Source organism: Zobellia sp. 1_MG-2023 (assembly GCF_030549125.1).
Taxonomy (GTDB): domain Bacteria; phylum Bacteroidota; class Bacteroidia; order Flavobacteriales; family Flavobacteriaceae; genus Zobellia; species Zobellia russellii.
This window is the reverse complement of sequence record NZ_JAUOSY010000007.1, coordinates 65,242-77,270: the sequence shown is the minus strand read 5'-3', so window position 1 is coordinate 77,270 and position 12,029 is coordinate 65,242. Positions and strand designations below refer to the sequence as shown.

Sequence of the window (12,029 nt, the reverse complement as noted above, 5' to 3'; positions counted from 1 at the left end):
TTGCAGATAGATAACAATTTTCAACTCACTTATTGTACCAATATTCACCCCGGATTTGATTGGAAGACTACGTTTGATAGTCTAAAGGAGCATGTTCCCCAGATAAAGCAAAAAGTAGCTTTGGACAAGCCTTTTGGATTAGGGTTGCGGTTATCCAACAAAGCTAGTGAAGAGCTTGCCATGAACGGTAATCTGGAAGAATTCAAGCAATGGTTGGGCAAGAACAATGTGTATGTTTTTACTATGAACGGTTTTCCATACGGCAACTTTCATAATGAACGTGTAAAGGATGATGTACATACCCCGGATTGGACCACTGCTGAACGATTGATCTATACCAAACGTTTGTTCGATCAGTTAGAGGCTTTGCTTCCTAAAGGTATATCTGGTGGAATATCTACCTCTCCAGTGAGTTACAAATATTGGCATACTACGGAAGAGGCTACAAAATCAGCTTTTGAGACCGGAGCAAAGAATATGGTGGAAGTAGCCATTCATCTACATCACATAGAAAAGCGAACTGGAAAATATGTGCACCTAGATATAGAACCGGAGCCAGATGGCATGTTGGAAAACAGTGACGAGGTGCTTCATTTTTTTAGGGATTACCTTATACCCATCGGAACGTCCGTAATTACCGATAAACTTGGTTTGGATGCTTCAGAAGCCAATAAAATTATACACCGGTATCTTACAGTCTGTTATGATATCTGCCATTTTTCATTGGCCTACGAAGAACCTTCGGACACATTTAAGAAGTTCGCCGACGCGGGAATAGCGATTGGAAAAATTCAAGTTAGTGCGGCCCTGAAAATACTTGCCAATCCGTCAGGAAATGATGAAATATGGGAGGCCTTGGCTCTTTTTGATGAGCCTACATACCTGCATCAGGTTACCGAACAGGTGGATGGAAAGGTAAAAACCTATAACGATCTGCCTATTGTCTTGGAACATAAGCGTGATTTTAAGGAGTTACGTGCGCATTTTCACGTACCTATATTTTTGGAACGGTTTGGGGTGTTGGATTCTACGCAAGACCATATCGTAAAAGTGATGGAATATTTAAAAAATAATCCTGTTTCCGAGCACTTGGAAATAGAGACCTATACATGGGATGTTCTTCCCTCCGCTTTGAAAAGAGACCTTTCGGAGTCTATTGTCAGAGAGATTGAGTGGTTTGTTGAAAAGTTTTAGAGGATGAAAAAAACGCTAGTGATTAATGTTGTGGGCTTGACCCAGCGGCTTATTGGGGAACATACCCCATTTATAGAATCTTTCTTAAAAAAGGGAAAATCGGCTTACATAAGTCCAATTTTACCAGCGGTAACATGTTCCGCACAATCCACTTACCTAACGGGTAAAACACCTAATGAGCATGGTATTGTTGGCAATGGATGGTATTTTAAGGACGAATGTGAAGTGAAATTCTGGCGTCAGTCCAATAAATTGGTACAGAGCGAAAAGCTTTGGGACCAATTAAAAAAGGAAGACGAACATTTTACATGTGCCAACCATTTTTGGTGGTACAATATGTATTCTAGTGTAGATTATAGCTTAACGCCAAGGCCAAACTATTTAGCAGATGGCCGAAAGATTCCGGATGTATACTCTTATCCTCCGGAGCTTAGGGATACGTTGCAAGATGAGTTGGGTACTTTTCCGCTCTTTCAATTTTGGGGGCCTAAAACCTCTATAAAGTCCAGTAAGTGGATTGCCGATGCAGCCATTCGTACAGATGAGATGCACAATCCAACATTGTCTCTTGTCTACCTTCCGCATCTAGATTACAACTTGCAGCGCCACGGGTTGGATTTCAGCAAAATAAAAAAGGATTTAAAGGAGATAGATGCTGTTGTTGAGCAGTTGGCGACTCATTTTCAACAGCGTAACGCGCGTATTGTATTGCTGTCGGAATATGGTATTACGGATGTAAACAACCCTATTCATTTAAATAGAATTCTACGTTCCAAGGGGTATATCGCTATTAGGGAAGAACGTGGGTTGGAGCTTTTGGATGCGGGGCAGAGTAGGGCTTTTGCCGTGGCCGATCATCAAATTGCACATGTGTATTTAAACGACCCATCTATAAAATTAGAAGTCAAAGCTTTATTGGAGACCGTTTCTGGAGTAGAAAAGGTTTTGACAGGTGAGGAGTTGGAAAAAGCTAATTTAAAGCATGAGAGGTGTGGAGACCTAGTTGTGGTAGCAGATGCCGATTCTTGGTTTACCTATTATTTTTGGTTAGATGATGCCAAGGCACCGGATTACGCACGTATGGTTGATATTCATAAAAAGCCAGGTTACGACCCAGTAGAAATGTTGACAAACCCAAAAGACAAATTGGTTATGGCAAAAGTTGTAGCTAAGTTGTTGAAGAAAAAAATGGGTTTTAGAACGGTTATGAATATTATTCCGCTAGATGCTACTTTAGTAAAAGGTTCTCATGGTAGAATTCCCGAAGACAAGGCAGATTACCCTATATTGATAACCGATCAGATCAATTCTTCTTTTGAGGATGATATAGAAGCTACGGATGTGTATACTATCCTTAAGGAGCACTTAACGGAGGAAATATGAAAAATTTCTTTAAAATAGTGGGCGTTGTATTCGCCATTCTTTTCGCTTGGGCCGCCTATCTACAGTATAATGACCCGGATGCTACTACGTGGTATCTTATTTACGGACTTGCGGCATTGGCCTCTGCTTTGTTCGCAATGAACCGTTTGTCTGTTTATGTGGCTATATCTTTTTTCTTTTTGGCCGTAATTGGTACGTATACCCAATGGCCAGAGCAATTTCAAGGTTTTGTTATTGGTGAAGGTGATATTGTAAATATTGAACGGGCTAGGGAAGCAGGTGGTTTGTTGATTATTGCCGTAATAATGTTGGTGTACGTTCTAAGAATCCGGTTTGAAAAAGGGCTAAAGGTCTAAATCAAAAGTTTTTCTAAGTAAATCTATGGCAGGGTTTTTCTCCCTGAGCTTTTCATATTTTTCTTCTGGAGTAAACGCAAACTTTTTTGCAACGGTTTCGTTTACGGTAATCTTTAATTCAATAAAGTAGTTGTTCAGGTTTCTTCTCAAATGCTCCATAAGTCCATATTGCTCGCGCTCAATTTCCTTTTTCATGGTTTCATTGGGTAATTCAATCCAAATGGTTTTACCCTGAACTAGTTTTGGAATATCTACGTTAAGGTTGGAGGCCAAAATTTTCTTTCCGTCATTATCAATTTTCTGAATGTAATCTGCCCAATGTTGTTGCATTTCCTCTTCGGAAAAAGCATCTTTTGGGAGCTTACTTTCATCAATTGTTTCATCCTTTCTACTAAGCTCATGTTCTTTTTTTGCCTTTAAACTAGACAGGGAAAGCCCTGAAACCCTTCTTTCTCCACCTATACTGAGTTTTTTTACGGGTGCAGCTTCAGGTTGTGACTGTGCTGTTTCCTGTATTTTGGGCTCCGCAACAGCAATTGAACTTGGAGAAGGAATTTTTTCCTCGTTTTGATAGGTTTCCTCTCGTTTTTCGGTAGAAACAACAGGTTCAGGAGTAGTCACTTCTGGTTGCTCTTTTGGAGCGGGAATACTAGTGTTTGCCGGTGTCTTTTGAACCGCGCCATTTCCTTTGAAAAAGGATGCTGGAGCTATATAATCAATGGTAGAACCGTCTAGGAGGTCGGATTCAGAATTTTTTTTTTCGGCCTCAAATCCAATTGAAGCTAGTTTCATTAAGGTAAGTTCTACCAGCAACCGTTGGTTTTTACTGGTCTTATACTTCAGGTCACAGTCATTGGCAATATTCAAAGCCTGAAGAAGAAACTGCATTGAGGTCTTCTTTGATTGCTCTAAATAGTTCTGTTTGGCCACATCGCCTACTTCCAAAAGGTTAATGGTGTCTTGGTGTTGGCAAACCATTAAGTCCCTAAAATGAGAGGCTAATCCGCTTATGAAATGATGCCCGTCAAAACCTAACGATAGGGTTTTGTTAAATAATAAGAGTAGTTGCGGTATGTTATGAGTCAGAATTAAATCGGTCGCAGCAAAATAAGTGTCGTAATCAAGAACATTTAAATTTTCCGTCACGGCCTTTCTGGTCAGTTCTTTTCCTGAAAAACTAACGACCCTATCAAAAATAGAAAGGGCATCCCTCATTGCACCATCTGCCTTTTGGGCTATGATATGTAGTGCATCATCATCTGCAACAATGCCTTGGTTCTCAGCAATGTATTTTAGATATTCGGCAGCATCTTTAACGGTGATTCGCTTAAAATCAAATATCTGACAACGAGAGAGTATCGTGGGTATAATTTTATGCTTCTCGGTGGTAGCCAAAATAAATATGGCATGTTTTGGCGGTTCTTCAAGTGTTTTTAGAAAAGCGTTGAAGGCCGATTGCGAGAGCATGTGAACCTCATCTATGATGTAAACCTTGTATTTGCCCACTTGTGGTGGTATGCGTACTTGGTCTATAAGATTACGGATGTCATCTACCGAGTTGTTGGAGGCGGCATCCAGCTCAAAAATATTGAATGCAAAATCTTCACCTTCACGTTCCGTTCCATCGGAATTTATCTGTTTGGCAAGAATACGGGCGCAGGTAGTCTTACCAACTCCTCTAGGGCCGCAAAATAAAAGGGCCTGTGCCAAATGATTGTGTTCAATGGCATTGGTCAAAGTATTGGTAATGGCCTGCTGCCCCACAACATCCCTAAATGTTTGAGGTCTATATTTACGTGCCGATACAATAAAAGGTTCCAAAAAAACTATGGTTTAGAATTTACATCGATTCAATCCTACAAATATAAAAATAGGAATGGTACCAGTGTTTTATTTCGGTGGGATAAAGTCTTTATTTATCAACAATTGTACTAATTTAGCGCGTTGAGCAGGTCTCCTTATCGCTGCCGTGAAAACGGGAGAGGAAAGTCCGGACACCATAGTGCAGCATAGCGGGTAACGCCCGTCGTCCGTTTAACGGAATAGGACAAGTGCAGCAGAAAGTATGTACAGGTAATGCTGTAGTGAAACCAGGTAAACTCTATGCGGTGAAACGTCATGTAAATCGGTGCTTGAGGGCTGCACGCCCGAGCCGAAGGGTAGGCGGTTTGAGCCTAACAGTAATGTTAGTACTAGATAAATGATAAGGGAGTTCCTTTGGGGCTTAACAGAATCCGGCTTATGGCCTGCTTTATTTTTTCTTCCAAGAATTCAATTTTAATCTTGGTCAGGATTTTCAAAAAAACTGAACATACTACTTCCGTATTTTCGGTTTTCCACAAAATTGTTGATATGGGATAGGTCCATTTGGCTGGCATGTTCTATAATAAGAAGGCCATTATCCAACAATAATTCATTTTCAAAAACCAGTTCAGGTATTTTTTCAAATGACTCCAAAGGAAGGTCGTAAGGCGGGTCCGCAAAAATGATAGTTGATTTTTCCCGGGATTTTTCAAGGTAACTAAAAACATCACTTTTAAAAGCAGAAATACTCATTTCTAGATTTTCCGAGGTTTCGTTAATGAACCGTATACACCCATAGTCTGCATCTACGGCACTAATTTGTGTGGTGCCTCTAGAGGCAAATTCATAACTAATATTTCCTGTTCCGGCATATAGGTCCAAAACTACGAGTTCGTCAAAATAATAACGGTTGTTTAAAATGTTGAACAGGGCTTCTTTGGCCATGTCCGTAGTAGGGCGAACCGGTAATTTTTTGGGAGCTGTTAATCGCTTTCCTTTGTGTAAACCTGAAATGATGCGCATTAAAAGGCGTTTATTACGGTAAAATCAATAGTTTCTTCTGGTCTGTCTATGCCTGGGTGTTCGGTAAATGAGGGGTAGAAAATGGAAACATCTTTTACGTAGTTGTAACATAGGTCGTAAATATCATCGCCTTTTTCAATATCACCAAAGAGTTTTAGACAAACCGATTCCGTGTCAAGCTCCAGTTGCTCCAACGTAAAGAGCAGGTAGTAGAGAAAATCTTCTTTGGTTACAAAATTGAAGCTGTTGAACAACAAAAGTTTTTTTGATGCGATTACCGTAACGTCCATTTGGCGTTGCGAAGTATGTATATAACACACAGCTTCTTTATTGGTAGCATGGTTGTTCAGTAATGACTCTACCATTACGGTACCATTGTGTTTAAACGTAAATTCGCCAAAAAGGTCGTAGATATAGTTGTTGATGTTTACAAAAGGAACATAAACATTGTTGATCTCAAAACTTTCAAGTTCATCATAGGCCAAATGGTCGTTGGCCAAGATTTTGGTGTTGAATTTTAGATAATTGGCCAGCTCGTTTTCATTGAACAAAGCTTTTGGTACAAGGCTGAAGAGGTTGTTTCTGTGTACGACAACTATTTCTGAAAACTGCTCTTTTTCAATCGTATGGGATGAAAATAAGAGTTTTAACCGTTTTAATATTTCATACGGGGTAAGTTCTTTTGCAAAAACCACCTTTTCAGAATTTAGTATAGTATTCGCTACGGTATCAAATACACAAAAAGAAAGTCCATTCAAGCTAACTTGAATGGACAGTTTTTTAAAATTTTCCACTGGTTCTCCAGTATTATTTTTTGTCTGCTTTTTTGTCATATATAGGGGGCCAGTTACCAGCAGTACTAACTTCGGTAAGTGAGCCAATTTTTATGTAAGCACCGTTTACCTCTTCCACACCAACTTCTGCTTTTTCTTTCTTTAAAAGAGTAGGTTGTTGGTCGTAAAGAACAACAGCCTTGTCTACTTTAGCCTCATAAACAGGGGCTTTGTAATTTCCTTTAACAAGAACATCAGCTTTCATTTCAAACTTCTCACCATTTTTAGCGAAAGGAACTTCCATAAGAGTCTTGTAACGAGTATCGTTCTTGAAAAGTGAATCTTTAACTGAAACGGTACCTAAGGTATCTATAATTTTTACTTCTTTAAGAAGGTCAATTTGGTAAGTTTTATCAAACTCCATGTATGAAGAATCGCGTTGCTGGGTAATAGTGTATTCAGCAGTATCGATAAATTTAATCAAACTGTTAAAATCATTGGCGTATTTTCTGTTCACCGTTTTGTAAGCTTCTTGAGCGTTTCCTATATCTTTCAATTTAGCAATAACTTGCCCGAAACGTTCTTCCTTTACTTTGTTGAATTCGATAGGCCCCGTAACTGATTGGTATATAAGGTATGCCAAACCTATACAAGCTACCCACAGTACAATTTGAATTATGGTCTTCATTTCTTAAGTGTTAATTATATTTAAGTGGTTGTGACAAATCTACAATTTTTTTTCAATCGCAAAAGTTTTTCGCCCAAAAATCCTGTTTATCTTTGATACCTATGACAATGTTGAACGATGCTTCTTTTTACAAAATTTTAAAGGAAAAATTTCCGCACGAACCTACCCTTAAGCAAGCGATAGCGCTACAAAAACTAGCTACGTATATACTTTCTGACAGAAAGGATGATGTGTTCCTACTTAAAGGTTTTGCGGGAACAGGTAAAACTACCTTGGTGGGGACCTTGGTAAGTAGTTTGTGGAAGACCACTATGAAGGCAGTGTTAATGGCACCTACAGGAAGGGCGGCAAAAGTCATGTCCAACTATGCGAACACCCAGTCCTTTACAATTCACCGAAAAATTTATTTCCCTAAAAAGCAGGGCGGAGGCGGTATTCAATTTGTTTTGGCCCCCAATAAGCATAGGAATACCATTTTTATAGTAGATGAGGCTTCTATGATTCCGGATGCACCTACAGATTCCAAGCTTTTTGGTAACGGTTCGCTTTTAGATGATTTAATACAATTTGTTTATGGAGGACATAATTGCAAACTGATTTTAATTGGTGATACCGCTCAGTTGCCACCCGTGCACTTAAACCTAAGTCCGGCGTTAGACCCTGATAAACTGGCGTTAAATTACGATAAGGAAGTGGTTCGCCTAGAACTGGATGAGGTAGTGCGCCAGGCCGAAGATTCGGGTATTTTGGTTAATGCTACCCTGCTTAGGGAGCAATTACAGAGTAGTTTTGTAGATGAGTTTAAATTTCATTTAAGCAATTTTAGAGATATAGTTAGACTGGTTGATGGGTATGAGATTCAAGAGGCAATAGATTCAAGCTATTCTGAAAACGGAAAAGAAGAAACCGCATTTATCGTGAGGTCCAATAAGCGGGCCAACTTGTACAATGAGAACATTCGTAGCCGGATTTTGTTTCTGGAGAATGAGATATCTGTTGGGGATTATATGATGGTGGTCAAGAACAATTATTTTTGGTTATCGCCCAATACGGAGGCCGGTTTTATTGCAAATGGTGATATAATTGAGGTGTTAGAGCTGTTTGCAATAAAAGAACTCTATGGTTTTAGGTTTGCGGAAGTAAAGGTGCAAATGGTAGATTATCCTAACCAAAAACCTTTTGAAACAGTTCTACTGTTGGATACCATAAAAGCGGAAACCCCATCGCTACCTTACGAAGATGGGAATAGGCTTTACCAAGAGGTAATGAAAGATTTTGTGAATGAATCTTCTAAATACAAGAAGTTTCTGGGCGTGAAGAACAATAAATATTTTAACGCGCTCCAGGTAAAATTTTCTTATGCCATTACTTGTCACAAGTCTCAAGGAGGCCAATGGAATACGGTTTTTGTAGAACAGCCTTATCTGCCAAATGGGGTGGACAAGGAATATCTTAGGTGGTTGTACACCGCGGTTACCAGGGCAAAAAAACAATTGTATCTTATAGGTTTTAAGGACGATTTTTTTGTTGGTGATGAATAGGCTAAATTGCACTCGTACAGGGTATTAATTTTAAGGTCGTACGGACCGGAAATAATAGTGTTAAGATGACATCGGAAACCATAATCAGTATTTTTTTAGGTGTAGGTTTAGCCGCTTCGGTAGGGTTTCGGGTATTCCTGCCTCTGTTTGCACTCAGTTTGGCCTCGTATACCGGAGTTTGGGAATTAAACGAAAGTTGGCAGTGGATAGGAAGTTTTGCAGCGGTAATAGCATTTGGAGTCGCAACTTTGGTGGAAATTTTCGCCTACTTTATACCGTGGGTAGATAATGTTTTGGATAGTTTTGCGGTACCTTTGGCGGCCATTGCAGGTACGGCCGTAATGGTCTCTACGGTAGCAGATTTAGATCCCGTGGTAACTTGGTCTTTGGCTATAATTGCAGGTGGGGGTACGGCTACGGCCATAAAAGGGGCCGGGGCAACCGGTAGGTTGGCCTCTACGGCGTCAACAGGTGGTTTGGCCAATCCTGTGGTTTCTACCGTAGAAACGGGCACGGCGGTCGTGGTAACCACGGCATCCATATTCGCTCCTGTACTTGCCGTAATTTTGGTCATAATTATTTTGGTAGTGATTTTTCGTATTTACAGAAAATTAAGACCCAAAAGAAATGACCGGACGTAACAATAGAATAGAAACTATAATTTGTATATAAAGTGAAAATAATAGCCATGATACCTGCCCGTTATGCGGCATCTAGATTTCCTGCAAAACTCATGCAGGACTTGTCGGGAAAGCCCGTAATACTGCGCACTTACGAAGCGGCAGTAGGAACCAAGTTGTTTGATGAGGTATACGTGGTAACGGATAGTGATGTCATTTTTAATGCTATAAGCAACGCCGGCGGAAAAGTCCTGATGAGCCAAAAAGAGCATGACTGTGGAAGTGACCGTATAGCGGAAGCTGTAACCGATATGGATGTTGATATCATTGTAAACGTTCAAGGAGACGAGCCTTTTACGGATAGGGAAAGTTTGGCCGGGGTCTTGGAGGTGTTTAAAAACGATCCGGAGAAAGAGATAGATTTAGCTTCGTTAATGGTCAGGATTACGAACGAAGAGGAAATAAGCAACCCCAATACGGTAAAAGTAATTGTGGATAACCGTAATTTTGCACTGTATTTTTCCCGTTCGCCAATTCCTTATCCCCGAAATAAAGAGATTGAAAGTGTGTACTACAAGCACAAAGGTATTTACGCCTTTAGGAAAAGGGCTTTAATGGATTTCCAGAGACTGCCTATGCTGCCTTTGGAGGCTATCGAAAAAATTGAAGCCATCCGATATTTAGAGTACGGAAAAAAAATTAAAATGGTAGAAACTACCGTCTCGGGAATAGAAATAGATACGCCCGAAGATTTGAAAAGAGCGCAAGCAGCATGGAAGTAGATTACAGTAATATAAAGGTAATTGGCTTTGATGCCGATGATACCCTGTGGGTAAACGAAACCTACTTTAGGGATACCGAACAAAAGTTCGCCAAGCTTCTAGAGGGATACGAAACCATGAACACCATTGATCAGGAACTTTTTAAAATGGAGATTAAAAACCTTGAATTGTATGGTTATGGTGTAAAGGGGTTTATGCTTTCTATGGTAGAATCTGCTTTGCAGCTTTCTAATAATCGGGTTTCTCAAGACACAATAGGTGAAATTTTAAATCTTGGGAAGGAGATGTTATGCCAACCTGTGGAATTATTAGACGGTGTAAGAGAAGTTTTACGTAAATTAAGCAATAATTATCGGTTAATAGTTCTGACCAAAGGCGATCTTTTAGACCAAGAGCGTAAATTGGAAAGGTCAGGACTTTCGGAATTCTTTCATCATGTGGAGGTTCTGAGTGATAAAAAAGAAGAAAACTATCTACATTTGTTGAACCATTTAGAGATTGATGTGAATGAATTTTTGATGATAGGAAATTCATTAAAATCAGATGTGCTGCCGCTTATTGAAATTGGTGCTCAGGCGGTGCATGTGCCCTTTCATACTACATGGCAGCATGAAGAAGTTAAAATAGAGAATGGTGATTATAAATATCTGAAAATAAATAAATTATCGGATATAGTTGAGTATTTGAAATAGCTTATGGAGGTAAAGAAAGAAGTGCAGGTAAAACGTAAAGCTGTAGGTAAAAAGCCGGAATTCAAGAATTTTCCAATGGTGCCTAGAGTTGTTTTCGGCAAAGGAAGTTTTAATCAATTGGGAGATATTTTACTGCCCAAAAGGAAACATTCCGAGGCTCCTTTTATTTTCTTGGTAGATGATGTTTTTGAGGGAACCGAGCTGGCTCAAAGAATCCCATTAATTTTCAACGATCAGATTATATTTATCTCTGCGGAAGAGGAGCCTAAGACAGTGCAAGTTGATGCTTTGGTTCACAAAATAAAGAAAGAATATAAAGACTTGCCAAGCGGTATAGTTGGTATTGGAGGGGGCACTTTGTTGGATTTGGCCAAAGCAGTGGCCATTTTATTGACAAATGAGGGCAGTTCATCAGAATATCAAGGGTGGGATTTAGTTCAGAAACCATCTATTTTTCACGTTGGTATTCCTACAATTAGTGGCACAGGTGCCGAGGTTTCTAGAACCACGGTTTTGCTTGGACCTGAGAAAAAACTGGGAATCAACTCTGATCATACCACTTTTGGTCAAGTGCTGCTAGATCCGGATTTAACCCAAGGGGTTTCAAAAGAACAATGGTTTTACACCGGTATGGATTGTTACATCCATTGCATAGAATCGCTTACAGGTACGTATTTGAACGCCTTTAGCCAGAGTTACGGAGAAAAGGCTTTGGAATTGTGTAAAGAAGTTTATTTAGGTGATTTATCTGAAGAGGACTCACGAGATAAGCTGATGATGGCTTCTTGGCATGGGGGCATGAGCATCGCATATTCTCAAGTGGGCGTAGCGCATGCTCTGAGTTATGGCCTAGGATATTTGTTAGGTGTTAAACATGGTATTGGAAATTGTCTCGTTTTTCAGCATTTGGAAGAGTTCTATCCGAAAGGTGTGGCGCTTTTTAATAAAATGAAAGAAAAACATGGTATTGTTCTACCTACAGGTATTTGCTCTAATTTAAGCGAAAAAGAATTTGACACCATGATTTCTGTTGCAATGAACATGGTTCCCCTATGGGAAAATGCACTTGGAGAGAATTGGCGAGACACCATTACTCCTGAGAAGTTGGAATCCATCTACAGAAAAATATAGTCTTATTAGATGTGTAACACAATCGTTTCCCTAGCTGGGAACG

12 protein-coding genes and 1 other RNA gene are annotated in these 12,029 nt (G+C 39.7%); 9 read left to right on the top strand and 4 right to left on the bottom strand.

Going from position 1 to position 12,029, the window contains the following annotated elements; all coding sequences use genetic code 11:
- The 3 genes from eboE to Q4597_RS14740 are packed head-to-tail and all read left to right on the top strand — an operon-like array spanning position 1 to position 2,933.
- Positions 1-1,194 (top strand): metabolite traffic protein EboE, encoded by a 1,194-nt coding sequence (eboE, locus tag Q4597_RS14750; RefSeq protein ID WP_303406838.1) that lies wholly within the window; start codon positions 1-3, stop codon positions 1,192-1,194.
- Between the two features lie 3 nt (positions 1,195-1,197).
- Positions 1,198-2,577, top strand: coding sequence for an alkaline phosphatase family protein (locus tag Q4597_RS14745; RefSeq protein ID WP_303406837.1), 1,380 nt, complete (start codon positions 1,198-1,200; stop codon positions 2,575-2,577).
- Positions 2,574-2,933 carry a transmembrane 220 family protein gene (locus Q4597_RS14740; protein WP_303406836.1) on the top strand — a complete coding sequence of 120 codons (360 nt, stop codon included), beginning with the start codon at positions 2,574-2,576 and terminating at the stop codon, positions 2,931-2,933. Before Q4597_RS14745 ends, Q4597_RS14740 begins: the two co-directional genes overlap by 4 nt.
- Here the strand turns inward: Q4597_RS14740 and Q4597_RS14735 are convergent.
- Positions 2,922-4,754, bottom strand: a complete 1,833-nt coding sequence (locus tag Q4597_RS14735) for a DNA polymerase III subunit gamma/tau (RefSeq protein WP_303406835.1) — start codon at positions 4,752-4,754, stop codon at positions 2,922-2,924. The genes Q4597_RS14740 and Q4597_RS14735 overlap by 12 nt on opposite strands.
- A gap of 124 nt (positions 4,755-4,878) precedes the next feature.
- Between Q4597_RS14735 and rnpB the strand changes: the two genes are divergently transcribed.
- An RNA gene (rnpB, locus tag Q4597_RS14730) (RNase P RNA component class A) lies at positions 4,879-5,190 on the top strand.
- Between the two features lie 20 nt (positions 5,191-5,210).
- Here rnpB and Q4597_RS14725 read toward each other — a convergent pair.
- The 3 genes from Q4597_RS14725 to Q4597_RS14715 are packed head-to-tail and all read right to left on the bottom strand — an operon-like array spanning position 5,211 to position 7,220.
- Entirely contained in the window at positions 5,211-5,759 is a 549-nt protein-coding gene (locus tag Q4597_RS14725) for an RsmD family RNA methyltransferase (protein ID WP_215440857.1), read from the bottom strand.
- The gene (locus Q4597_RS14720; RefSeq protein ID WP_215440855.1) at positions 5,759-6,592 is read right to left on the bottom strand and encodes a DUF3822 family protein; all 834 of its coding nucleotides are present in this window, start codon (positions 6,590-6,592) and stop codon (positions 5,759-5,761) included. Before Q4597_RS14720 ends, Q4597_RS14725 begins: the two co-directional genes overlap by 1 nt.
- Complete coding sequence (locus Q4597_RS14715) at positions 6,567-7,220, bottom strand: hypothetical protein (RefSeq protein ID WP_303406834.1); 654 nt, start codon at positions 7,218-7,220, stop codon at positions 6,567-6,569. Before Q4597_RS14715 ends, Q4597_RS14720 begins: the two co-directional genes overlap by 26 nt.
- A 101-nt stretch (positions 7,221-7,321) precedes the next feature.
- Between Q4597_RS14715 and Q4597_RS14710 the strand changes: the two genes are divergently transcribed.
- The 5 genes from Q4597_RS14710 to Q4597_RS14690 all read left to right on the top strand — a co-directional run bounded on the left by Q4597_RS14710 (position 7,322) and on the right by Q4597_RS14690 (position 11,986).
- Positions 7,322-8,761 (top strand): ATP-dependent RecD-like DNA helicase, encoded by a 1,440-nt coding sequence (locus tag Q4597_RS14710; RefSeq protein WP_215441066.1) that lies wholly within the window; start codon positions 7,322-7,324, stop codon positions 8,759-8,761.
- Between the two features lie 65 nt (positions 8,762-8,826).
- On the top strand, positions 8,827-9,402 hold the full coding sequence (locus Q4597_RS14705; RefSeq protein ID WP_215912375.1) for a DUF4126 domain-containing protein: 576 nt from the start codon (positions 8,827-8,829) through the stop codon (positions 9,400-9,402).
- 47 nt (positions 9,403-9,449) lie between these two features.
- Complete coding sequence (kdsB, locus tag Q4597_RS14700; RefSeq protein WP_303406833.1) at positions 9,450-10,163, top strand: 3-deoxy-manno-octulosonate cytidylyltransferase; 714 nt, start codon at positions 9,450-9,452, stop codon at positions 10,161-10,163.
- On the top strand, positions 10,154-10,855 hold the full coding sequence (locus Q4597_RS14695) for an HAD family hydrolase (protein ID WP_303406832.1): 702 nt from the start codon (positions 10,154-10,156) through the stop codon (positions 10,853-10,855). Before kdsB ends, Q4597_RS14695 begins: the two co-directional genes overlap by 10 nt.
- Positions 10,856-10,858: 3 nt before the next feature.
- On the top strand, positions 10,859-11,986 hold the full coding sequence (locus Q4597_RS14690) for an iron-containing alcohol dehydrogenase family protein (RefSeq protein WP_303406831.1): 1,128 nt from the start codon (positions 10,859-10,861) through the stop codon (positions 11,984-11,986).
- The last annotated feature ends 43 nt before the right edge of the window (positions 11,987-12,029 follow it).

Coding starts and splice junctions, on each gene's coding strand:
- Q4597_RS14745 (WP_303406837.1), top strand. CDS start 1,198: ATGAAAAAAACGCTAGTGATTAATGTTGTGGGCTTGACCCAGCGGCTT.
- Q4597_RS14740 (WP_303406836.1), top strand. CDS start 2,574: ATGAAAAATTTCTTTAAAATAGTGGGCGTTGTATTCGCCATTCTTTTC.
- Q4597_RS14725 (WP_215440857.1), bottom strand. CDS start 5,759: ATGCGCATCATTTCAGGTTTACACAAAGGAAAGCGATTAACAGCTCCC.
- Q4597_RS14720 (WP_215440855.1), bottom strand. CDS start 6,592: ATGACAAAAAAGCAGACAAAAAATAATACTGGAGAACCAGTGGAAAAT.
- Q4597_RS14715 (WP_303406834.1), bottom strand. CDS start 7,220: ATGAAGACCATAATTCAAATTGTACTGTGGGTAGCTTGTATAGGTTTG.
- Q4597_RS14710 (WP_215441066.1), top strand. CDS start 7,322: ATGACAATGTTGAACGATGCTTCTTTTTACAAAATTTTAAAGGAAAAA.
- Q4597_RS14705 (WP_215912375.1), top strand. CDS start 8,827: ATGACATCGGAAACCATAATCAGTATTTTTTTAGGTGTAGGTTTAGCC.
- kdsB (WP_303406833.1), top strand. CDS start 9,450: ATGATACCTGCCCGTTATGCGGCATCTAGATTTCCTGCAAAACTCATG.
- Q4597_RS14695 (WP_303406832.1), top strand. CDS start 10,154: ATGGAAGTAGATTACAGTAATATAAAGGTAATTGGCTTTGATGCCGAT.
- Q4597_RS14690 (WP_303406831.1), top strand. CDS start 10,859: ATGGAGGTAAAGAAAGAAGTGCAGGTAAAACGTAAAGCTGTAGGTAAA.